The sequence below is a fragment of the Fulvivirga imtechensis AK7 genome (genome assembly GCF_000331535.1).
In the GTDB taxonomy this organism is placed as follows: Bacteria; Bacteroidota; Bacteroidia; order Cytophagales; family Cyclobacteriaceae; genus Fulvivirga; species Fulvivirga imtechensis.
Map to the genome: position 1 here is coordinate 1 of NZ_AMZN01000048.1, position 24,828 is coordinate 24,828.

21 protein-coding genes are annotated in these 24,828 nt (G+C 42.1%); all 21 read left to right on the forward strand.

Annotation, left to right across the window (positions count from 1 at the left end):
* Positions 1–1,301: RHS repeat-associated core domain-containing protein (locus C900_RS28485; protein ID WP_157494031.1), on the forward strand; the 1,301-nt coding region annotated here is incomplete at its 5' end.
* A 3-nt stretch (positions 1,302–1,304) separates the two neighbouring features.
* Positions 1,305–1,763 (forward strand): DUF4265 domain-containing protein, encoded by a 459-nt coding sequence (locus C900_RS13970; RefSeq protein WP_009580625.1) that lies wholly within the window; start codon positions 1,305–1,307, stop codon positions 1,761–1,763.
* 472 nt (positions 1,764–2,235) lie between these two features.
* Positions 2,236–3,489: a porin family protein gene (locus tag C900_RS13975; RefSeq protein ID WP_009580626.1), complete on the forward strand. Its 1,254-nt coding sequence runs from the start codon at positions 2,236–2,238 to the stop codon at positions 3,487–3,489.
* A gap of 522 nt (positions 3,490–4,011) precedes the next feature.
* Positions 4,012–5,331 (forward strand): c-type cytochrome, encoded by a 1,320-nt coding sequence (locus C900_RS13980; protein WP_009580627.1) that lies wholly within the window; start codon positions 4,012–4,014, stop codon positions 5,329–5,331.
* A gap of 41 nt (positions 5,332–5,372) precedes the next feature.
* Entirely contained in the window at positions 5,373–8,498 is a 3,126-nt protein-coding gene (locus C900_RS13985; protein WP_009580628.1) for a TAT-variant-translocated molybdopterin oxidoreductase, read from the forward strand.
* A gap of 30 nt (positions 8,499–8,528) precedes the next feature.
* A complete protein-coding gene (gene nrfD, locus C900_RS13990; protein WP_009580629.1) occupies positions 8,529–9,896 on the forward strand; it encodes an NrfD/PsrC family molybdoenzyme membrane anchor subunit in 1,368 nt (455 codons plus the stop codon).
* Between the two features lies 1 nt (position 9,897).
* Positions 9,898–10,428 carry a DUF3341 domain-containing protein gene (locus C900_RS13995; protein ID WP_009580630.1) on the forward strand — a complete coding sequence of 177 codons (531 nt, stop codon included), beginning with the start codon at positions 9,898–9,900 and terminating at the stop codon, positions 10,426–10,428.
* Positions 10,429–10,480: 52 nt separating this feature from the next.
* Positions 10,481–11,086, forward strand: coding sequence for a c-type cytochrome (locus C900_RS14000; protein WP_009580631.1), 606 nt, complete (start codon positions 10,481–10,483; stop codon positions 11,084–11,086).
* A gap of 70 nt (positions 11,087–11,156) precedes the next feature.
* A complete protein-coding gene (locus tag C900_RS14005) occupies positions 11,157–12,518 on the forward strand; it encodes a hypothetical protein (protein WP_009580632.1) in 1,362 nt (453 codons plus the stop codon).
* 41 nt (positions 12,519–12,559) lie between these two features.
* Positions 12,560–13,624 (forward strand): cytochrome c oxidase subunit II, encoded by a 1,065-nt coding sequence (locus tag C900_RS14010; protein ID WP_040496804.1) that lies wholly within the window; start codon positions 12,560–12,562, stop codon positions 13,622–13,624.
* A 12-nt stretch (positions 13,625–13,636) separates the two neighbouring features.
* A complete protein-coding gene (locus tag C900_RS14015; RefSeq protein WP_009580634.1) occupies positions 13,637–15,517 on the forward strand; it encodes a cytochrome c oxidase subunit I in 1,881 nt (626 codons plus the stop codon).
* A complete protein-coding gene (locus C900_RS14020; protein ID WP_040496805.1) occupies positions 15,504–16,556 on the forward strand; it encodes a COX15/CtaA family protein in 1,053 nt (350 codons plus the stop codon). Before C900_RS14015 ends, C900_RS14020 begins: the two co-directional genes overlap by 14 nt.
* Complete coding sequence (cyoE, locus tag C900_RS14025; protein WP_009580636.1) at positions 16,553–17,443, forward strand: heme o synthase; 891 nt, start codon at positions 16,553–16,555, stop codon at positions 17,441–17,443. The genes C900_RS14020 and cyoE overlap by 4 nt, the downstream gene beginning before the upstream one ends.
* A gap of 11 nt (positions 17,444–17,454) precedes the next feature.
* Positions 17,455–18,036 carry a cytochrome c oxidase subunit 3 gene (locus C900_RS14030; RefSeq protein WP_009580637.1) on the forward strand — a complete coding sequence of 194 codons (582 nt, stop codon included), beginning with the start codon at positions 17,455–17,457 and terminating at the stop codon, positions 18,034–18,036.
* 21 nt (positions 18,037–18,057) lie between these two features.
* Positions 18,058–18,828 (forward strand): cytochrome c oxidase subunit 3, encoded by a 771-nt coding sequence (locus C900_RS14035; RefSeq protein WP_040496806.1) that lies wholly within the window; start codon positions 18,058–18,060, stop codon positions 18,826–18,828.
* Positions 18,829–18,846: 18 nt separating this feature from the next.
* Positions 18,847–19,185: a cytochrome C oxidase subunit IV family protein gene (locus C900_RS14040; protein ID WP_009580639.1), complete on the forward strand. Its 339-nt coding sequence runs from the start codon at positions 18,847–18,849 to the stop codon at positions 19,183–19,185.
* A 214-nt stretch (positions 19,186–19,399) separates the two neighbouring features.
* Positions 19,400–19,936, forward strand: a complete 537-nt coding sequence (locus tag C900_RS14045) for a hypothetical protein (RefSeq protein WP_157494032.1) — start codon at positions 19,400–19,402, stop codon at positions 19,934–19,936.
* Positions 19,920–20,447 carry a DUF420 domain-containing protein gene (locus tag C900_RS14050; protein ID WP_009580641.1) on the forward strand — a complete coding sequence of 176 codons (528 nt, stop codon included), beginning with the start codon at positions 19,920–19,922 and terminating at the stop codon, positions 20,445–20,447. The genes C900_RS14045 and C900_RS14050 overlap by 17 nt, the downstream gene beginning before the upstream one ends.
* Before the next feature lie 38 nt (positions 20,448–20,485).
* Entirely contained in the window at positions 20,486–20,755 is a 270-nt protein-coding gene (locus C900_RS14055; protein WP_009580642.1) for a hypothetical protein, read from the forward strand.
* A complete protein-coding gene (locus C900_RS14060; protein ID WP_245558438.1) occupies positions 20,715–21,095 on the forward strand; it encodes a DUF983 domain-containing protein in 381 nt (126 codons plus the stop codon). The genes C900_RS14055 and C900_RS14060 overlap by 41 nt, the downstream gene beginning before the upstream one ends.
* Positions 21,096–21,143: 48 nt before the next feature.
* A complete protein-coding gene (locus C900_RS14065) occupies positions 21,144–24,827 on the forward strand; it encodes an ATP-binding protein (protein WP_009580644.1) in 3,684 nt (1,227 codons plus the stop codon).
* The last annotated feature ends 1 nt before the right edge of the window (position 24,828 follow it).

The window sequence follows — 24,828 nt, forward strand, 5'->3', positions numbered from 1 at the left end:
GCTACTCCACCCAGGTAGGGCTAACCTCCTTCATAGCAGCGATAGCCGGAGGCTTTGGCGGAGTGAATGGCGGTACGGTAGAACAACAAGCCACCTACAACTCCTTCGACAATGCCCTGAACGATATCGGCCTGCTCGGCACCTCCAACGACAATCGTCCTGCAGCCTACCTGAACTACATCCTGTTCGATGAGCATATGCAATTCTACCAGCATGGCCACGTTCAGATAGGAACAGCGGCCAATGGCGCCCATGAAAAGCTGATGCTACAGGACATAGTAGCAGAAAAGGCAGGATTTGTGTATGTTTATATCAGCAGCGAAAGTGCTGCCACCTACTGGGTATATTTTGATGACATGAAGGTGACCCTGAATGAGAGTCCTGTGGTGCAGGAGGATGATTATTATCCTTTTGGTCTGACCTTTAACTCTTATCAGAGAGTCACTGCAAAGGAGAATAGATTCCTTTATAACGGCTTTGAATTGCAGAAATCCCTTGACTGGGGGGTATACGATTATCAGGCAAGATATTACAATCCCGAAATAGGAAGGTTCTTAAATGTTGATCCTGCAGCTGACCTGATGAGAAGGCATAGCCCGTACAATTACGCTTTTGACAACCCGATTAGATTCATCGATCCAGACGGGATGGTGCCAAATGACAATGTAACTGACCCTAAACCTAAAAAAGTTGAAGATTTAAATGTAGCTGAAAAGGTAGCACTGGTTTATTTTATTCTCATGGACAAACTAGGGGCTGCGTTGAATGAATCAGAAGGAAATGAAGGTTCATCTTTCGGAGAAAACCTTCAAAGAAGCTCAGAGTTCATCACAGAGACAACCTTGGAAGTGCAAGGTGCTCGTGAAATGACGAATGCCAGCCTTAGCTCTAAGTCCTCCAAGAATACGAAAACAGTTGCTAAAGTTGTAAATACTGTTGATGATAAGGTTGATGATGCAGGTAAAGTTTACAGTAAATCACAAGGGACTTTCGGAGGAGAAAGAGCGGGTAAAAAATTTACATCTTCTGGACGAACCGAGATTTCAAAAGAAAACGTATCAAAATATGGCGTTGAGAAATGTGAAAATTGTAATGTCGAGTTGGTTCCAGGAACACAGTCTCAGAAGGGGGTTTCCCCGGTGTCTAATGAGAGAAGGTATGACCACATATATCCTATGTCAAAAGGAGGAGACGGGGCTGCTAGTAATGGACAATTGTTGTGTATGCCATGTAATGCGAAAAAAAGCGACAACTTGCCTGTAGTTAAACCATTGAGGGAGCAATTATTACCAAGAAATTAAGAAATGAGAAGTAAATCATTAGATCACCAAAAATTATGTTTTAGGTATTTTAATGAAGATACCAATGCGCATGAAATCGAGATGCTTTGGTGTATCAAAAGTGGTAACCACTATATTGTAGATAATATACCTGTTTATGTTCCTAGTGTTGCTTTTAAAGATGTAGTCGAGGGTAGAAAAGTTAATGGAGAATTATTTGCTACACAAATCCTTGAAGTATCGGGAAATAGTACCGTTAGAGTATTGTTCAAGAACAAAGCTTTAATAGGGGGTACTATTGATAAAATGAGGCTGCTGGGATGTGATTCAGAAATTAGTAACATACCTCATTTAGTGGCATTTAATATTCCAAAGGAAATCGATTATTTTAATTTAGTACAACCCTATCTACAAGAAGGGGAAAATAAAGGAAAGTGGGAGTACGAGGAAAGTTGCCTAGCCCATGATCAAATAAAGGGGTAATAATTTTAACGTTACTTCAAGGAAAAAGCCTTGCATTGCTGGCTTATTTACTTAGTTGCAAAAGCTCTTTTAGTTCGGACGTTCTGCAGCAGGTTATCAAGCGTGTAAAGGATGTGTCCTTTATCTTCATCAGGTAGTCCCTGAATCTCCAGTACCCTGTCAATAACTGTTTCTCAACAGTCGCTCGGCTGTGCCGAGTGATTAAATATTGAAGAATAAGGTCAAGAAAGACATTGTTTTAAGCTCGGCTGAGCCGAGCAATATAAAAAGTTGATTAGAATCGTAAAGTGGCAATAGTGGTCACTCTTCACAGCCGAGCGACTGGATTGAGGGGTCTTGTGACACGGGCTTGGGAAGTACGCTCACTTATTTTGCATTCTAGATTTCATCTTAAAGAGGTGATTTTTTTATTATTTGAAAAATAGTATATTTTGCTTGTGATTAAATTTAAACATGTTTAATATCTATTTTTATGAAAATTAAGCTATATATTTTGGTATTATATTTAATAATATCAACCCCTGTTTTATTTGCCCAGAAAAACTATGTGCCGGGTAAGGTCTTTACAAATGAAAATGATACCATAAGCGGCTTAATTGACTATAGGAATTGGGAAAAGAATCCTGATGTTGTGAGCTTTCAAAGAGAAACGGGCGAGGTAGGCATCTATACACCTTTAGATATACATGGCTTTGAGGTGAATAACGAAGTGTATATTAGCGCTGTGGTTGATTTGGAAATAAGCCCTTTTAGAGCGAACGAATTGACTGATGACCCTGCACTTAACATTAAAGTGGACACCACGTTTTTACTTACGATTTTTGAAGGACGTAAAAGTCTCTACTCAAATATCAGTGACAACGGAGTAGAAAACTTTTATATTAAAAATGGGATAGATTTTGAACTGCTAGTCTACAAGATATTCCTGAAAAAGGGAAGTTACTCTTCTGTTAAGGCAGAGAACAAAAAGTTCATTGGTCAATTAAAATTGTACTTGAATGACTGTAGCAGCTTAGATGGCCAACTCTCCAACCTTCGCTACACGCAAGGTAGTCTGGTAAGTCTTTTTAAAGACTATTATTCTTGCGTGCAATCCTTTCCATCATATGCAAAAAAGAAGGATAGGGCTAAAGTGAGTGTCGGAAGTCTGGTGGGTTTGAGTCTTACATCGATAAATTTTAAGAGTGAAGAATTTGAGGCCTTGACCAATACAGACTTTAAAAATTCCGTGAGACCTGCTCTGGGGGTTTTTATCGACTTTGGACTTAAAAGAAACAATGAAAAATGGTCTATCAACAACGAATTGCTATTCACTACATACAAATTTTCAGAAAAGTATGAACGATATCAAAATGCCGACAATTCTTACTCAACATCAATGGAGTTAGGTTTCTCATATTTAAAGGTGAATAACATGGTACGTTATGCCTACCCACTTGCCAGGCTTCACGCCTATATCAATGTAGGCATGAGTAATGGCATAGTAATAAAAGAAACAAATTCTCAAAAAGGGACGATGATAATTAACACTGTACACAACTCTCGTTCAGGAAAAATAATAGAGGATGTTAGAAAGCATGAACAGGGGTTCTTGATAGGCACCGGCCTCAGACATAGAAATCACCTATTTGAGTTAAGGTACGAAATGGGTAATGGAATGTCTAAACTTGTTTCACTGAATTCCCAAAGCAGAGCGCTTTACGTTCTTTGGGCATTTAGGTTTTGACAGCCCTTGCTGCTCTTCCACACCATCGGAGTCACTCAATGAGGACTCTGGTGCTTTCCAGGCTGGATTTTTTAGGTAAATACATGCGTTACGCTACCGCTAAACATGCGCCAGCAAAAACTAAACGCATACCAGCAAAGGCTTTGCAATATCAACTTCAGCGTAATAAAACCCACTTAAACAAAATATTCCCACCTTATCTTCTTGTGAAATTTTTGACCGGTTAATTCTCCCTTTGAGTGGTAGGTAGATGTGGCATGTCAATATCGGTCAATCCAATGATCTAAAACGGTTGAAAAACGCATTTATTATTTATAAAAATTCTAAATAACAATGTTTAAACTTGAAATCCCGCTTAAAAAAGCAGATTTTCAATGTCTCCTACGTAAAATCTCTTCAATAAGTTGCCAAAGGTGGCAAATGGTGCGGTAAATATGTTTGAAATAAACTTATCCGATAGTAGATTTGTGCCCGGGTTAAGACATGCAAGAGCTGCATTAAAGAGTTATAAATTACATTAACATGACGCAAAACAGACCATTGACTCGCGTTTTTTTAGCATTTACACTAGCAGGTTCACTTTTATTTACTAACATTTCACGGGCTCAGGAAGCCGATCAGCAAAATGCAGCCGAGGGTACGCAGCAGGGAACTGAACAGGCCGCTCCAGCTACTGATGGTGGTTTGCCTGCTGACGATGCTAGCATAAGCGAAGGAATGTCGCTATTCAACTCCAATTGTAAGAGTTGCCACAAAATTGAAGGTAAACTTGTTGGTCCGGCTCTCAAGGACGTACATAAAAGAGCCCCATCTATCGACTGGATTGTTGACTTCGTACACAATTCATCAAAAGTGATCGCCAGTGGCGATGCCTATGCCAACAAAATTTATGAAGAGTATAACAAAACTCAGATGACTGCTTTCCCTACACTAAGCAGACAGCAAATACTGAACATACTCGGATATATCAAGCAGGAGACAGACGCACTGGCGGCTGCACCAACAACTACAGCAGTACCTGGTGATGCTACCGGCCAGGGGCAAGGCACCGATACCGGCATACCTGCTTCATACATGAACATCATCATGATTGCACTCGTAGTAGTGCTTTTATTGATCCTTGTAGTGTTGATCCTGATCACTACAGTACTGAAAAAATACATCAATCAAAAGGGAGAACTTGAGGAGGCAGACAAAGAGATCGTAGACGCCTCTTTTAACATCAATGCCGTTGTTAAGAGTAAGCCATTTATCTTCCTTGTTACTTTTATATCTGCTGCAATCGTTTTCAAAGTAGTGATCCACAACTTGTATGCAGTGGGTATTCAGCAAGGGTACGCTCCCAAGCAGCCGATAGCTTTCTCGCACAAGTTGCATGCCGGTCAATACGAGATCGACTGTAACTACTGCCACACCGGGGTGCGAAAGAGTAAGAACGCTAATATCCCGTCACCAAATATTTGTATGAACTGTCATGTCGCTATCAAAACTGAGTCTCCTGAGATCCAGAAAATATATGCTGCTATTGAAAATGACAGACCTATTGAATGGGTAAGAATTCATAACCTGCCTGATCTAGCCTATTTTAATCACGCTCAGCACGTAGAAGTGGGTGGTATTGAATGCCAGACATGCCATGGAGAAGTACAGGAAATGGAAGTAGTTGCTCAGGCTTCTCTACTGACTATGGGATGGTGTATCGATTGCCACAGAAAAACTGACGTCAACACCAAGGGCAATGAGTACTACGATAACCTTGTGGAGTTGCATAATGCAGAAGGAAAGGGTGCCCTTAAGGTTGAAGACATTGGAGGACTGGAGTGTTCCAAGTGTCACTATTAATTAAATTTAGATTTTGTTAAGATTCCATCTATAGATAGATTATGAACGATAATAAAAAGACATACTGGAAAGGTATTGAGCAGTTATCCAATGATCCTGAGTTTGTAAAAAATGCAGACAGGGAATTTCCCGAATTTCTTCCTATCAATGGAAATAGCGAGGGTGGAGGAAGCAGCAGAAGGGATTTTCTGAAAATGATGGGTTTCGGTATAGCTGCAGTATCATTAGCAGCTTGTGAGGCTCCGGTGAGAAAGGCCATTCCTTATGTTAACAAACCCGTAGATGTCGACCCCGGTATTCCTAACTACTATGCTTCTACCTATACTCATGGTGGAGATTACTGCAGCATATTAGTGAAGACAAGAGAAGGCAGACCCATAAAAATAGAAGGTAACAGCCTTTGCAAAATAACTGAAGGAGGTACCAGCGCCCAGGTGCAGGCATCTGTATTGACATTATATGACAGAGAGCGTTTGGGATTACCTGTTATTGGTGGAAAAGACGGTACCTGGGAGGATCTGGACAAAGAAGTTATTGCGAAGCTGCGTAGCATAGCTGCTCAGGGAGGTCAGATCAGGATTGTAAGTAATACAGTGCTTAGCCCAACTACTAAGCAGGTTATTGAAGACTTTAAGGCACAATACCCAACGGCACAGCATGTAGTGTACGATGCTGTTTCTGCCCATGGTATACTAGCTGCCAATGAGGAGTCCTTTGGCACGAGAGCTATTCCCCGTTATGATTTCAGTAGAGCAGACGTAATTGTAAGTTTTGCTGCTGATTTTCTGGGCACCTGGTTGTCTCCGGTTGAGTATTCAAGGCAGTATAGCAAAACCAGAAAGATAGGCGCCAATAAAAAAACGATGTCTCGACACTACCAGTTCGAGTCATTGTTGTCTATGACCGGTGGTAATGCCGACTACAGAACAAGGATCAAACCCTCTGAAGAGGGAAAGGCGGTAGTAGCGCTTTATGAGGCCATCACTGCAAATAAAAAATCAGATATAGAATACATCAACAAAGCGGCTGCTGATCTGAAAAAAGCACAAGGCAAATCCCTTGTTGTAGCCGGGTCCAACGATCCTCGGGTTCAGGTGGTGGTTAATGCTATCAACAGCGCTTTGAATAACTACGGCACTACCATAGACTTGTCATCACCGGCATACTACAAGCAGGGCGATGATGCTGCGATGGATAGGTTTGTAAATGATGTAAAAGGTGGAAAAGTAGCAGGAGTGATTTTCTACAACTGCAACCCGGTTTACAACTACAAAGGAGGAGCGGAACTGGCAGAGGCTTTAAAGAAAGTGTCTCTTAAGGTTTCCACATCAGACAGGCCCGATGAAACTGCAGCTATATCAGACTATGTGGCTCCGGATCATCACTTCCTGGAGTCATGGGGAGACGCTGAGCCGGTACAGGGTTATTATACTTTTGTGCAGCCTGCCATAACTCCTATATTTAATACAAGACAAGCACAGGAGAGTCTGCTCACATGGGCAGGTGTTCAAACTCCTGATTACTATACTTACCTTAAAAATGCCTGGGCACGCAGAGGTGTAAGCGGCAATGCCTGGGATAAAGCTTTACATGATGGTATCCTTGGTGCAAGGAGTGCTTCGGCAGGTGTTGAGGGAGATACCACATCATTGGCATCTACAGTAACGGCAGCGGCTGGTGCCGCAGCTTTTGCAGGTGATGTTAGCAAGGCCTCAGCAGCTATTAACAATATCAAAGGTTCCGGGCTGGAGCTGGTGATCTATCAAAAAGTAGCTATTGGTGATGGTTCTCAGGCCAACAACCCGTGGTTGCAGGAAATGCCGGATCCCGTAACTAAGGCGACATGGGATAACTACCTGAGCGTTTCTCCAAAGTGGGCATCGGAAAATGATGTAAAGAGCTTTGAAGGCAAGTGCAACATGGCCCGTATCACTGTAAATGGAGTGAGCAAAGATGTGCCTGTCCTTATTCAACCCGGACAAGCAGAAGGAACTGTTGGTCTGGCATTGGGCTATGGCCGTGTGAACGGAGGCCTGGTAGCGAATGGTAGAGGCGTAGATGCTTATCCTTTTATGCAGGTTCAAAATGGCGTAGTTGCTTATCAGGTGTTGAGCGGTGTACAGGTAGAGGTGCTTTCTGAAGTATATCAGATCGCTCAGACACAGACACATCAAACCTATATGGGTCGCGATACAGTGGTTCAGGAGTCTGTTCTTTCTAAATATCAGGACGATCCGTTTGCGGGAAGACATGATCCTAAGATCGCTACGTGGATGTCTGAGGAGGGAAGCGTGCATCCCGGAGCCTTGTCTTTGTGGAAGGGACATAAATACAACAATCATCACTGGGGCATGGCTATAGACCTCAACTCTTGTACAGGATGTAGCGCGTGTACTATTGCCTGTCAGGCGGAAAACAACGTGCCTGTAGTAGGTAGGGATGAGGTGATTAACAGAAGAGATATGCATTGGCTGAGGATCGACAGATACTACAGCAGCGATGCTGACCCGGAAGATAAAAGAGGACTGGAGATAGCAGCAGCTAACCCTGAGGTTACTTTCCAGCCGATGCTTTGCCAGCATTGTAATAATGCACCTTGTGAAACAGTTTGCCCTGTGGCGGCTACAACGCACAGCACAGAAGGCCTTAACCAGATGACATATAACAGATGTATCGGAACCAGATACTGTGCCAATAACTGCCCTTACAAAGTGAGACGTTTCAACTGGTTCAAATACCATGACAACGGAAACTTTGAGGATATAAATACTCCTATGAACAATGACCTGGGTAAGATGGTACTTAACCCTGATGTTACCGTAAGGTCAAGAGGGGTGATGGAGAAGTGTTCTTTCTGTGTGCAGAGGATCCAATACGGTAAGCTGGAGGCCAAGAAAGAAGGTAGAAGACCTAAGGATGGCGACATTACAACAGCTTGTGCCAGCGCTTGTCCTACTGATGCCATTGTGTTCGGTGATATGAACGATACGGAGAGCAGGATCTACAAGATGCTTAATATCAATGATACTGATGGTCCTGATTACATTACGGAAAAAGAGATCCTTGAGCCGAGAGCATACCATGTAATTGGTGAAATAGGAACGAAGCCAAATGTAACTTACCTGACCAAGATCAGAAACAAGGACATAGAGGAAACCAAAGCTTAATAACTAAAGAACTAAATTAAAGAACATAATATGCAAGTTACTTCATCCGTTCGCGAACCATTAGTAACCGGTGGAAAAACCGTTCACGATGTTACGGAAGATATCTGCAGACAAGTAGAAGGAAGACCTACCAAATCATGGATGCTGGGCATGGCCATTTCTCTGGCTACGCTGGGTATTGGTACCTATGCGGTATTCATGTTGCTTTGGGATGGTATTGGCGTCTGGGGATTGAACAAGACAGTGGGATGGGCCTGGGATATCACCAACTTCGTATGGTGGGTTGGTATTGGTCACGCAGGTACCCTTATTTCAGCTATTCTTTTACTTTTCAGACAAAAATGGAGAATGTCTATCAACCGTGCGGCTGAGGCGATGACCATTTTTGCTGTTATATGTGCTGCATGTTTCCCGGGTCTTCACATGGGCCGTTTGTGGCTGGGCTTTTACTGGGCGTTGCCACTACCTAACACGTGGGGGTCTTTGTGGGTCAACTTCAATTCTCCACTACTATGGGACGTGTTCGCGATCAGTACTTATTTCACAGTATCACTAGTGTTCTGGTACATAGGTCTTATTCCTGACTTTGCTTCTATCAGAGACAGGGCCACCAATAAAATATCTAAAGCAGTTTACGGGGCATTAAGCTTTGGATGGGACGGAGCCGCTAAAACATGGGCTCGTTACGAGTCGGTAGCGTTGATACTTGCCGGCTTGGCTACCCCTCTGGTACTTTCGGTTCACACCATCGTATCTTTTGACTTTGCTACGTCAGTCATCCCCGGATGGCATACCACAATTTTCCCTCCTTACTTCGTTGCAGGGGCGATCTTTTCAGGGTTTGCCATGGTACTTACCCTTATGCTGGTAACCAGGAAGGTCTTTAAACTGGAAGACTATATCACCATCAACCATATTGAGCTGATGAACATAGTGATCATCATTACAGGATCTATCGTAGGAGTGGCGTATATTACCGAGTTCTTCATCGCATGGTATTCCGGTGTTGAGGCTGAATTCTATGCCTTCTACAACCGCGCTACGGGTCCCTACTGGTGGGCATACTGGACGATGATGACCTGTAACGTGATCTCGCCTCAGCTTTTCTGGGTGAAAAAGATCAGGACCAACATCGCTGCCACATTCATACTTTCGATCATTGTAAACATCGGTATGTGGTTTGAACGCTTTGTGATCATTGTAACGTCACTACACAGAGATTACCTGCCTTCAAGCTGGGCAATGTTCTATCCTACATTCTACGATGTAGGGGTATATTTATTCACCTTCGGTTTGTTCTTTACAGCATTCTTGCTTTTTGCAAAATTCTTTCCTGTGATCAACATGGCTGAGGTTAAAAGTATTATCAAGTCTTCATCTTTAAAAAGCAATAAATAGCATGGAAAGTAATAAGCACTTTGTATTAGGTATTTATGATGATGAGGATGTTCTCCTGAGTGCCGTTACCAAGGTGAGAGAGAGCGGAGTCAAAATTCATGAAGTATATTCACCCTTTCCCGTTCACGGGCTGGATGAAGCATTGGGATACAAAAGAACAAGATTGCCTATAGCAGCCTTCTTATTTGGCCTGTTGGGTACTACTCTGGCGCTCACAATGCAGATATGGATGTTGGGTTATGACTGGCCTATGATCATCGGTGGTAAGGATTATGTTGCTCTTCCAGCTTTTATCCCCGTTACTTTTGAGCTCACAGTATTACTTTCGGCTCTTGGAATGGTGGGTACATTCATGGTAATCAGCGATCTGAAGCCCTACAAGAAGCCACGATTAATGGACATACGCATTACCGATGATAAACATGTAATGGCGATAGACCTTGCAAAAAATGCTTTGGCGAAAGAGAAGATCAGAGAGATAGTAGGTGGTACGGGTGCTACTGAAGTGAATGATAAAAATTTTGAAGAATAAAGAATTTTAACTGAGCATGAATATATACAGACATATAAAATTCGCTTCTTTAATGGCAGTCGGTGCGGCGCTTAGTGCGTGTGGTGCCGGAGGGGATAATCCGGGGTATGAATATGCACCTAATATGTACCATGCAGTGCCTTACGAGCCTTTGAAGCAGATTGTTGATCCGGAGGCAGGAACGGCTGCGGAGTGGCTTGATGCTAACAGTGATGGTCATGGAGAATACTATAACTCCAATCCGCTAAATCCTTACGGCATGACTATGAGAGTGCCTCCCGCTAATACTGTGCCTCGCACAAAAGGTGGATACCTGCCTTATAGAATACCAAAGGATAGCCTTGAGGTGGCTTCCGCCACTGCGAAAAATCCTTTGCCTAACACTAATGCTGTGCTGGCTGAGGGACAGATATTGTATGGAAGATTTTGTGATCACTGCCATGGTGGTAACGGACAGGGACCTGATGAGGGTAGTGTAGGTGAAGTGTTTGCCGGTGTACCTTCTTATTCTTCTGCTGCTGTTAAAAATGCTACTGAAGGACATATTTTCCACGTGATTACTCATGGAAAAGGTAGAATGGCTGCCCATGCTTCTCAGATTGGTGTAGAAGACAGGTGGAAGATCGTTAGATACGTACAAAAACTTCAAAATCAATAGTTCACAGGATCTATACTGATAGGATCTGATAAATGAGATAAAATGCCTAAGGCATAAAACATAAATTGAAATGACTGAAGAAAGATTTTCGTTTACCTCCGGAGCTAAAAAGACTTTAATTATCACTGGTATCATTGGTGTGGTACTATTGATCCTGGGTGTTATCTTAACCAGCGGCTCTGATCACGGACATGGCGGGGAGCACCACGCTTTGAATGAAGCTACTGAAAACCTGCTGGCAAGCGCAACACCACCACAGGAAGCGGCCGTAGAGCATGCAGCACAGAATGAACACGCTGAGGAGGGTGGCCATCACGAATCTCCAATATGGCTAAAGAGAATTTTTGCCAACCTATGGGTGAACAATGTTTACTTCACTGGTTTAGCAATCATAGGCCTCTTCTTTGTTGCTATCCAGTACGCGGCACAGGCAGGATGGTCCGCCGGTATGAAAAGAATACCCCTGGCTATGGCACACTGGCTGCCAATAGCGGCATTGCTAATGATAGCATCATGGTTTGTAGTGAAGGCTGATGTGTTTCACTGGACTCACAGCAATCTATATGGCGAAGGTGGTGACGAGATACTTCAGCATAAGAGCCCTTTCTTCTACTGGCCGCTTGAAGCCGGTTCTTTCCCACTGTTCTATTTCCTGAGGATGGTGATCTTCTTTGTACTTTGGTATATGTTCTTTATCTGGATCAAAAGGGAAATGCTTGCGGAAGACATTGATGCAGATGTAAAGCATTGGTATCAAGCCAGAAAGTACTCTGCTATTTTCCTGGTGGTATTCGCAGTAACATCTTCCGTATCGGCCTGGGATTGGGTAATGTCTGTTGATCCTCACTGGTTCAGCACCATGTTTGGATGGTACGTGTTTGCAAGTTGGTGGGTTACTGGCCTGGCTGTGATCACCCTGATCGTGGTTGTGTTGAAGGAAAACGGATACCTGAAAATAGTTAATGCTAACCACCTGCACGATATTGGAAAGTTTATTTTCGGTTTCAGTATTTTCTGGACTTACATCTGGTTCTCCCAGTTTTTGTTGATCTACTATGCCAATATCCCGGAAGAGACCGTTTATTTTATTGAAAGGCTTGACGCAGAACAGTATAAGTGGGTGTTCTTTTTAAACCTGCTGTTGAACTTCTTCTTGCCATTCTTACTGCTAATGACCAGGGATGCGAAGAGACATATGGCATTGCTTAAGCTGGTTTGTCCCATAGTTATTGCAGGACACTGGTTCGACTTTTATCTGATGATCACTCCCGGAGTGATGAAGCAAGACGGAGGCTTTGGCTTCATAGAAATTGGTATGCTGATGATCTTTGGTGTGGCATTTTTGTTCGTAACGCTGAGCAGTTTGACAAAGGCTCCGTTATTTGCGAAAAATCACCCTATGTTGAAGGAAAGTTTACATCATCATATTTAATAAATACACTGAATTAAATTTAAAGATTAATATATAGGGATATGTTCGAAGTGATTATTGCTATAGGTGCCATTCTTCTTCTCGTTATTCTATTCATGTTATTTAGAATAGGCACGTTGGTCAATGTAGTAAAAGGTACGGATAAGAAGATCGTTGGCACCAGTAATAAAGTGAACGCAGTACTTATGCTGTTGTTCATGGTGGGATCTTTTGGTCTTTTTTTCTGGTACTCATGGGTATATTTCGATGATTACACAGTGCCTTTGGCTTCTGAACATGGAGCAGCCATTGACAGCACTTTCTGGATCACCATGGCTGCAACTGGTTTTATCTTTATTCTTACCAATGTGCTATTGTTCTACTTTAGCTATAGGTATCAACATAAAGAAGGTCGGGTGGCTACATTCTACCCTGATAATACCAAGCTGGAAATACTATGGACTGTTGTGCCGGCAATTGTTCTTGCTGCCCTGGTATTCACAGGTTTGCGGGCGTGGAATGATATTACTTCTCCGGCTTCGGCAGATGCTGAGGTAGTAGAAGTGATGGGTTATCAGTTTGCATGGGCCGTGAGATACCCAGGAGTAAAAGACAACCAGCTAGGGAATTATGATTACCGACTGATCAATGACAGAGAGGGTAACCCTTTTGGTATTGATGTTACTGATGAGAATTCCTATGATGATTTTGCTCCTTTGGAATTACATATCCCTAAAGGGAAGGAAGTATTGCTGAGCATCAGAGCAAGGGATGTATTGCACAGCGTATTTATCCCGCATTTCAGGCTGAAAATGGATGCTGTTCCCGGTATGCCTACCCATTTTAAGTTTACAGCTACCAAAAGTACTCAGGATATGAGAGCTGAATTAGGAGATCCGGAGTTTGATTACTTCATCACGTGTACTGAAATATGCGGAAGAGGTCACTTCTCAATGAAACTGAAAGTGATTGTTGACGAACCTGAAGACTATGAAGCCTGGAAGGCTGAGCAGCCCACATGGCTGAAGTTGAATCCGGACTTTCTGGAGAAAGTACCTGCTGATAAGCGAGAGTTGGCTATTATAAAAGCCGGAATTGATAAAGAAGAATTAGAAGCATCATTATAGAAAGATTAGATTATGGCTACTGCTGATATACACATTACTGAAGAAACTCATCATGATGGTCATGAGCATGATCACGATCATCATGGCAATTTTTGGACTACTTACGTTTTCAGTACCGACCATAAAATGATCGCCAAGCAGTTCCTGATCTCAGGGATTTTCTGGGCGCTTATTGGTGGTATATTATCCGTAATTTTCAGGTTACAACTCGGTTTTCCTGAAGCCCAACTAGATTGGCTTAAACCGGTTTTAGGTGAGTGGATCACTCCTGAGGGTAAGCTTGACCCGGAGTTTTACCTGGCTTTGGTTACTATGCATGGTACCATCATGGTATTTTTCGTTCTTACGGCCGGTTTGAGTGGTACTTTCGCCAATTTCCTTATTCCGCTGCAGATCGGTGCGCGTGATATGGCTTCAGGCTTTATGAACATGTTGTCATACTGGTTCTTCTTTGTTTCGAGTGTGATCATGTTTACATCACTCTTCATTGAAACAGGTCCTGCTTCAGGTGGCTGGGTTATCTATCCTCCATTAAGCGCACTGCCTCAGGCGATGAATGGCTCAGGACTGGGGATGACACTGTGGCTGGTCGCTATGGCGCTGTTTATTGTATCGTCATTATTGGGAGGTATCAACTATATTGCAACCGTTATTAACCTGAGAACCAAAGGGATGTCTTTTTCTAAACTTCCTTTGTCAATATGGGCATTGTTCCTTACGGCTGTAATTGGTCTGCTTTCTTTCCCGGTTTTATTTGCCGCTGCTTTGCTACTGATCTTCGACAGAAGCTTTGGTACAAGTTTTTACCTTTCTGACATTTATATCAATGGTGAAGCGCTTCCTAACCAGGGAGGTAGCCCTGTATTATTCCAGCATTTGTTCTGGTTTCTGGGACACCCGGAGGTGTATATAGTATTGTTGCCGGCTCTTGGTATTACTTCCGAGGTTATTGCCACCAATTCGCGTAAGCCAATCTTCGGTTATAAAGCCATGGTGGGTTCCATTTTATTCATTGCGATATTATCGTTCGTTGTTTGGGCACACCATATGTTCGTATCAGGTATGAACCCATTCTTAGGTTCAGTGTTCATGCTGTTAACCCTGATTATTGCAGTGCCTTCAGCAGTTAAGGTGTTCAACTACTTAACCACTTTATGGAGAGGTAACCTGAGGTTTACGCCTGCCATGTTGTTCTCCATAGGTTTGGTGTCATTCTTCATTTCCGGTGGTCTTACAGGTATATTCCTGGGCAACTCCGCCATTGACATTCAGCTTCACGATACATATTTCGTTGTGGCTCACTTCCACCTGGTTATGGGTAGTGCATCTTTCTTTGGAATGCTTGCCGGTATCTACCATTGGTTCCCTAAAATGTTTGGAAGAATGATGGATGCCAAACTGGGATATATTCACTTCTGGTTGACATTTGTAGGTGTTTATATGGTATTCTTCCCTATGCACTACATTGGTATTGCCGGATACCCGAGAAGGTATTATTCATTTACTAACTACGATGTATTTAACTCATTCAGTGATTTGAATATGCTGGTAAGTATTGCGGCCATTGTTACACTGGCGGCACAGTTTATCTTCCTGTTTAATTTCTTCTATAGCATGTTCAGGGGTAGAAGAGCTTCTGCTAACCCCTGGCAGTCAAATACGCTGGAGTGGACTACACCTATTGAGCCGGGCCATGGAAACTGGCCGGGAGAAATACCTACTGTATACAGATGGCCATATGACTATAGCAAGCCAGGTGCAAAAGAAGACTTTATCCCTCAGCACATTCCCTTCTCAATGACTCCTGAGTCTAACTTGCCTCATGAGAATGACCTGATCAAGTTGGAAGGAGACAATGATGTGGAGGTAGTAAAGGTGGATGAAAAGAAATAATTCGAGTAGCAGGCTATTTTCAAACTTTAGCCTGCTTACCCTTATAGCCGTCTATATATTGATCTTGGTAGGTGGCATTGTGAGAAGTACGGGATCCGGAATGGGATGCCCTGACTGGCCCAAGTGTTTTGGCAACTGGGTGCCACCAACAGATGTTAGTGAGCTACCTGAAAATTATAAAGAGATATACTCCCAAAAGAGGGAGAAAAAGAACGAGAGATTCGCAAAGTATCTGAGTACGCTTGGTTTTGAAAAGACAGCAAACAGGATATTAAAGGACGAGTCTATCTTGGAGGAGGCTGATTTTAATAAAACCAAAACCTGGATTGAATACTTTAACAGGCTGTTGGGAGTGTTGATCGGATTATTTATTCTGGGGACATTTATCTTATCGATAAGATTTTTGAAAACTGATAGAACGATATTTTTTGTGGCGCTGGCTACGCTGTTAATGGTAATATTTCAGGGTTGGATAGGGTCTATTGTGGTTTCTACCAATCTGGTACCATGGATGGTCACTGTTCATATGTTTTTGGCTTTGGTTATTGTGGCTCTTCTTATTTTTCTGGTATACAAAACCAGTGCTGGCTTGGGGGGCAATCTCAAATTGACAAACCAAAAGCTTTTTCTGGGGGTATTAACGTTGTGTGCCATAACCCTTTTGGTTCAGATCGTGTTAGGTACACAAGTAAGAGAGGGCATTGACAGGATCGCAGCTTCATTGAACTATGAGGGCCGCCATCTTTGGATTGAAAGAGTTGGAGAAGTATTTATAATCCACAGATCATTTAGCTGGGCCATACTCATCTTACACATATTACTGCTTTTTATAATAGGCAGACAGGGGCGTTCTATAGTTACGGTGTTTTTGCTGGCGGTGATTGTGGTAACCATAATCTCAGGCGCGGTAATGGGGTATTTGGCCATTCCTGCTGCCATTCAGCCGGTGCATTTATTGCTTGGAACACTGGCCTTCGGGCTTCAGTTTTTGCTATTTTTGCAGGTCAGTAATGTAAAAGGAAAATTAACGACTTCATGATTATTAATAATGCATATGGTGTTTCATTGTTGAATGCTAAGCTCCGGGCTTACTTTGAGCTGGTGAAATTCCGTTTGTCATTTCTTGTGGCATTTTCGTGTGGTTTTGGATACATCCTTGCCTCAAATGGAGTGATGGACTGGCTTCATCTGGGTGTGCTTTGCCTTGGCGGATTTTTGGTGTCAGGAGCATCTATCACCATAAATCAGATCATAGAGAAGGACCTTGACAAGCTGATGACGCGTACCATGAACAGACCACTTCCGACCGGTCGTGTTACACCTGCTGAGGCAGCCGTTTTTGCATTTGTTATTGGAGCCGCGGGTCTCTTAATATTGATGGTATACACCAATATGCTGACCACAATGCTGTCGCTGCTTTCAATGATCTTGTACAGCTTTGTGTACACACCATTGAAGAGGGTAGGGCCAATAGCTGTTTTTGTAGGGGCCATTCCCGGTGCTTTGCCCCCATTATTGGGCTGGACAGCAGCTACAGGCGCTATTACATACGAGGCGCTGATCATTTTTGGAATCCAGTTTATCTGGCAGTTCCCACATTTCTGGGCTATAGCATGGGTTGCTGATGAGGATTACAAAAAAGCAGGATTTAAACTGCTGCCTGTTAGAGGGGAGAAAGATCTTAATACGGCCATACAAATTATGATCTATACGCTATTTCTGATTCCTTTAGGGTTGCTGCCGGCTAAATTTGGGATAACAGGGATAGATTCTGCCGTGGTAGTAACGATTTGTGGGATATTGTTTTTAAGCCAGACCTTTGCCCTGATGAAAAATGGCAATAGAAAGTCTGCCTTAAGGATTATGTTTGGATCCTTTTTGTATCTGCCTATTGTGCAGATAGCATTTTTGTTGGATAAAGTGTAGAAATGAATATAATGACTTCAGATTTGAAACTTGTAGAAGAACCAAAGAAGCCTTTGGCAATGGATCCAAAGAAGTTTGCGCTTTGGCTATTTATAATCACGGTAGTGATGGTTTTTGCGGCTCTTACCAGCGCTTACATAGTGCGGCAGGCCGAAGGAAACTGGATGGTTTTTGAGCTACCGGTGGAAATGTGGCTAACAACAGCCACTATTTTCTTGAGCAGCATCACTATGCACTGGGCATATCTCGAAGCTAAAAAGGATAATCTGGAGAGGGTCAAGCTGGCTTTGGGTATCACTACATTGCTGGGGATATTGTTCCTGGTGGGGCAGTTTTATATTTGGGGGGTATTAGTTGAACGCCAGGTATACTTTGTTGGGAATCCTTCGGGGTCGTTTTTATATGTCATATCAGGACTGCATGGCTTACATATTGTAAGTGGTGTCATATTTCTGATTATTGTATTAATTTCGACTTTCAAATATAAGGTGCATTCCAAAAAATTGTCACAGATACAGATGTGCGCTACATATTGGCACTTTCTGGATGTGCTTTGGATTTATTTATTTGTATTTTTATTGTTGAATCATTAATTAGAGATTAAAGAATCATTTATGTCAACTACCGCACATACAATTGATCAGCCCAATAGAAGTATTTGGGACGGTGGGCAATCGCCATTGAAGGCTAGTTATGGAAAACTGATGATGTGGTTTTTCCTGTTATCAGATGCTTTTACATTTTCTGCCTTACTTATTACTTATGGATTGGTGAGATCTGCACATCCCGCTTATGAAGGAGCTGCTGATGCCTTTACATTTTCTAACAACTACTGGCCTATACCTGAAAAGGTGTTTGAGGCAGTACCTTTTTTACATGGGGTAAATCTTCCTCTTGTATTCGTGGGTATCATGACCTTCATCCTGATCATGAGTAGTGTTACCATGGTATTGGCGGTAGAGGCCGGACATAGAATGGACAGAAAGAATGTCGAAAAGTGGATGCTATGGACGATTATAGGTGGATTGACCTTCCTTGGCTGTCAGGCATGGGAGTGGGCTCACTTTATTCATGGCACAGACTCAGGTACAGTGATGAAATTTCTGGTAAATGGTGAGTGGATCGAGAAGACTATTTTCGGAGCTAATCTAAGCGTAAACCAGTATGGACCTCCGGATTTTGCCGCTTTCTTCTTTTTTATCACCGGATTCCACGGTACACACGTATTGAGTGGGGTGGTATTGAATTTCATCGTTTATTATAATGCTGTAACAGGTGTGTACGAGCGAAGAGGCCACTATGAGATGGTTGAGAAGGTGGGGTTATACTGGCACTTTGTAGACCTTGTATGGGTATTTGTGTTCACATTCTTTTATCTCGTTTAAGACTTTAAAATATTAAATATGCATACTGAAGAAACAACACACGTTCAGGTACAACCCGCTGATAAAGCCAAGATAAGAAAGATATGGGTGACTGCTGGAATATTGGCAGTTGTCACTGCACTGGAATTTCTTGTTGCTTTTACCATTCCTCTTGAAATGGCAACATTAAGGATAGCCATATTCGTAGGAATGACCATCGTAAAAGCATTTTATATAGTAGGTGAATTTATGCACCTTAAGTATGAAACCAAAGTATTGATCTGGTCGATACTTGTACCTATGATATTTGTAGTATGGATGCTCGTTGCTTTTGTGTACGAAGGCATGTCGATCTTCGATGACAAGTATCTTAATTAGTGTCTCTAAGAAAACGCCAATGTCCGCGTTACACTCGTTCCAAAAATGCTCATGTACCTCAGTACGCTCCGCTTTTTGGAACTTCGTCCCGCCCTTTGGCGGGAACGTTTTCTTAAAGGCACTTCGAGTTTTCTTACGAACACTAATTAAGATTCGATAATGATTTAAGAAGGCTAAGGTGGATCACTTTAGCCTTATTTTCTGTTATAAGGCTGTGAATAAATTTCTAAAAATATCTTTTCTCGTCATTATGCTCGCTATACCATTGAGCATTTTTATTTTTCTGAAAATTTTTGGCGAGAACAAATTTGATATTCCCATACAGCACGCTGATGGAGTTGATGAAAAATTTGGAGCATGTGAATATGAGACCGGGCAATTCCTGGTTCCGGATTCGCTATTGAGCAAAGGCGGACCGTCATTGATCTTTATTTACAATGCTCAGGGAATGAACGCCAATACCCTAAGTAATCAGTATGAACGCATCAGGCATCTGTTTAAGGAGGATATGCCGTCCATGCGGGTGTTTACCGCTGATAGTATAGAAGTGGATACCGTTCAAATCACACGGGTCTCTCCTCATACCCTTAAACAGGTGATGAACTGTGGCTTCGTTACCGATACGTACAATCAGTATATATTGGTGGATGCAGATCGCAGGGTCAGAGGATATTATAATACTGAGCTTGATGAGGTGGATAGACTTATTGTTGAAATAAAAATTTTATTGGAAAATGGAAATAGCGGGTAAAGATGATAGGTATAGGAAATTGATTGTTGGACTTTCGGTGATCATACCGCTGGCCGTAGCGGTTCTTTTTGGAGTTAAGGTGGAGGGATATGATTTTTCATTTTTGCCACCAATATATGCCACCGTCAATGGTGTGACGGCAATAATATTGATAGCTGCACTGGTAGCGGTGAGGAGCCGGATGTATAAGCTTCATGAAAATCTTATGAAGATATGTATCGGTTTGTCAGCGTTATTTCTTGTAATGTACGTGTTGTATCACATGACAAGCGAACCGACACAATATGGAGGAGAGGGTGCTTCACGTTATATTTATTTCACGGTTTTAGTATCACATATCCTGCTGTCGGTAGCGGTAATCCCGTTGGTGCTGTTTACCTTTGTGAGGGCGCTTTCACAGCGGTTTGACAGGCATAGAAAGCTGGCCAGATGGACCTTTCCCATATGGCTATATGTGGCGGTAACAGGGGTGATCATTTATTTGATGATCAGTCCGTACTATACCAGTTAAGCACGAACCAAAGGAATGAAGATGTTGTTAATTTCAAAATGAAACTACTTAGAAAAATATTAACCTTGCTTCCTGCATTTGTAATGGCAGCTTCGTCAGATCTGCTCGCACAGTGCGCCATGTGCAGGGCTACAGTAGAAAATAATGTTAGCAATGGTGAAATTGGCATTGGAGCTGGACTCAATTTTGGCATTCTGTATTTGTTTGTAATGCCTTACCTGGCCATTGGAGTAGTAGGATTTTTGTGGTATAGAAAAAGTAAAGCCGATGCAAAAGCCCAACAAAGCAGGCGCTATTCTCAGGGGTAAGTGTCCACGTTGTCATCAGGGAGATATTTTTAAGCATTCTCCACTGACTGTACCGGGTTTTCAAAAAATGCATAGCCATTGCCTTGTTTGTGGGGTGCAGTATGAGCGAGAACCCGGATTCTTCTTCGGGGCGATGTATATCAGCTACGCATTCTCTGTGGCTATATTTGTAGCGGTTGGAGTTGCTCTTTCCTTTATCGGAGATTTTCCTTTGCATGTCTATTTGATAACTATAGTAGTGGTAGTGATATTACTACTCCCTTTCCTTTTCCGGTATTCACGCATTTTGTTTCTCCATCTGTTTGGTGGTATAGATTTTGATCCTAAGTATAGCAATTAGTGGAAATCCATTATATTTAATGGAATAGGATCATTCGAGATTAATAATTTGTCAAAGAAATATCAATATTATTTTTTACTGGCAGCGATTGGCTTTTTATTTATGGCCGCTGTGCTGTCGATTGGTTTTGTTAAAGAGGAGCAAACTGCTGAAAAAAATGTTGAGGACATTGAGCGGCTGCTGAAGAGGGAAGTCACCAGCCTGCAAAGAGAAGTGGTTCAGATATTGGAACAGCTTGAGAAAAAGGAGGGTGTGGCCTTTTCTGATTTTAAAACTTCGAAATACTCCTTTTACATATTCAACGCAGGAAAACTGGTATATTGGTCTGACTACCGGTTTGTTCCCGATTACCGATACCTTCAGGGCGACTATCGGATAAAGCGGATAAAAACGCTGAGGAAGGATTTTCTTTCCAGGAAATGGGATATACACGACAGCAATCTTGAAGTATTTGGCATAATACCCTTATATGACGACTATAAGATTGACAACAATTATGTACAGTCGGGCTTTAATCCTGCAATTTTTTCCGATCAGGAACTGATGCTTCATGATCCGACCTTCGAAAAGGGCATGGACGTCTGCCTGGGTGAGGATCAATGTTTTTTTAAGGTAACCTTTCACGAAGATTATGCCAGAAAGAATGTGGCGCTCAGCATTATAGTCTTTGTGCTTTATGCACTTAGTGGTATTATGTTGCTGATATTTATTGTCAGGCAAGCTTTTTATATTGCCATTTCACAAATGGAAACAGGCCTGTTGTTTCTGATAGGCTCATTGATGCTGGTAAGGGTGGTGATGCTGATATTTGACTTCCCGGCTAATTCACTGGAAACTTCAATGTTTGACTCCCACCATTTTGCTTCATCGAGTTTTAACCCCTCCTTTGGTGATCTTTATCTCAACATTATATTTTTCCTGCTTGTTGCTGTGTATATTTTTCGCTTTTACCATCGTTCCTTACTAGTGGCGAAGCTTCTGAACACCAGAGGTAATATCAGAACAATTGTTTCTGTAGTGCTTGCAGGCGTACTGTTCTTAATATTTCACTACCAGTACCTGATTTTCCAAACCATATATCACAACTCCCAGATTACTTATGATATCAACCAGTCAATAAAATTTAGCAGTATCCGGGTGATAGGCTTTGTTATTTTTATTAGCAATACGGCTATCGCATTTCTGCTGTTTCATGTTTTTTTTAGGTTATTGGAAAGTATAAGCGGGAACATTCGGAAGCTTATCTACTGCCTGGTAGGTGGGTGGGTCACTTTTTCGGCTATTAACATCGTAATAGAACAACACTTTTTGCCGGCAGTTGTTGTTACGCTTCTCTTTGTGATAATTTTAATTGTTACCGGCCTTTCCAGGAGCATCGCTCAATTAAAATACAGCACCTTCCTTTATTTTTTCATGGCTATTCTATCCTCGTCTCTGCTTGGAGCTTTGGCAATCTATGAGTTTGAAAATGAACGCGAACTGGACAGGAAATTTAAATTTGCCAACCAGTTTCTTATCGAAAATGATAATCTGGCCGAATTTCTCCTGTCCGAGGCTAATAAAAATATTAAGGAGGACGTTTTTATTCAAAGCCGGATGTCCAGCCCCTTTATGTCCAAAGACATTATTCGATCAAAGATCAGACAGGTGTATCTAAGCAATTATTTTGATAAGTATGATGTGCAGATATATCTATACAATGCGAATGGACAACCTTTTGAAGATATACCTGGCAATCAGATGGCCGGTGAGATCAGGAAGTTTAATGTGGAGGAGTACAAAACCAGCTATGATGGGATTTATTTCATCAATCGGCTCGGTGCTAATGCTTCAAAGAGATACCTTAACTTCATTGAGATCAAGAAGCGGGGCATATTGTCGGGATATATAGTACTCGACCTGAATCTTAAGCGTATAATTCCTGAGAACGTTTACCCTGAGCTATTGGTCGACAACCGTTTCCTGGTGCCTTATCAAAATTCGAATTATAGCTATGCTGTATTTGCTGATAGTGTCATTACATACCATTCGGGAGATTTCAATTACATTACCGACTTCAGCAATGAATATTTGGCCGATGAAGATCTGTATGAAGCGGGAATAAAAGTAGAGCAATACAGACACCTGGCAGTTAAAGATCAAAGCGGTCGTATAATAGTTATCAGTTCCAACAACCATCCGGTATCAGACCTTATTTCTAATTTTTCCTTCCTCTTTTTGATCCAGGTTTTTACTATTTTGGTATTGGCGGGTGTGTATGCTCTATATTTTAGTTTTCAGAATGTAAGCTTGAATTATTCCGCCAAAATTCAGTTATATCTTAATATTGCTTTCTTTCTTCCCCTGTTTGCTGTGAGTATTACTACACTTAGCCTTATTAACTCATCGTTTAAGCAGGAGGTAAATGAAGAATACTATAAGAAAGCGGAAAGCATCAGTAGCAACATCAGTGATGATCTGGATGAGTTTGTTAACAGTGTACAGGCCGATAGAGAGGAGTTGCCAAATAAGTTGGCTCAGATATCCAAGTTTTCAGGAGCAGATGTCAACCTGTTCAACATCAGAGGGAAACTGCTGGCAACCAGTCAGCCGTTGATATATGAAAACAATTTGCTTTCACCGTACATCAACCCAATGGCTTATGCCAAGATCAAGGAACAGCGTGAAAATGCCTATGTTACCAAGGAGTCTGTCGGTAACCTGCAATATAACTCAACTTTTTACGGGGTAAAATCATTTGATACCGGGCAGCTAATCGGTATTGTGAGTATTCCTTTCTTTCAGTCTGAATATACTTTGGAACAAAACCAGATACAGGTACTCACCAATGTGATCAATATTTTTACGGTTATCTTCATTGTTTTTCTGATAGGATCTTTCCTCGTGGCCAAATGGCTCACCTTTCCATTAGTATTCATTACTCAGAAGCTTAGGAAAACGACCCTTACCGGGTTTAACGAACCTTTGGTATGGAGCGCTGATGATGAGATTGGCCTCATGGTGGGGGAGTATAACCGCATGCTGGTGAAGTTGGAGGAAAGCAAAAAAGCCCTTGCCCGAAGTGAAAAGGAATCAGCCTGGCGGGAGATCGCTCAGCAGGTGGCGCATGAGATCAAGAATCCGCTTACACCTATGAAGCTTACCCTTCAGCACCTGAGCAGGAGGCTGCAAGGTAAGCATCAGGATGAAGAGCTTGAAAAGCCTATTAACAGCCTGCTGCATCAGGTGGAAACATTGAATGATATCGCTTCCTCTTTTAGCTCTTTTGCTAAGATGCCTATCCCTGAAAATGAACGATATGAATTTGGAGCAGTGGTGAGAAATACGGTCAATCTCCATAGCAACAGAGAAAATGTGACGATACATTTACAAACACCCGGCCATGCCGTATATACAATTGGTGATGAACAACTAATGGGCAGGATCATTTCCAATATTATTATAAATGCGATACAAGCTGGTGAAGATCAAGACCATCTGGAACTTGAAGTCATTTTGATGGACATCAATGGAACTAAACTTCAACTGGAGATCAGGGACCATGGACCAGGTATCGATGAAACTATACATAGCAAAATATTTATACCCAATTTTAGCACCAAGGAGTCTGGTTCGGGTATTGGTTTGGCCATAGCCAAGCATGGGGTAGAACATGCCGGAGGCAAGATATGGTTTGAAACGGAGATGGAAGTAGGTACTTCATTTTTTATAGAACTGCCAATGGTAGATTAGT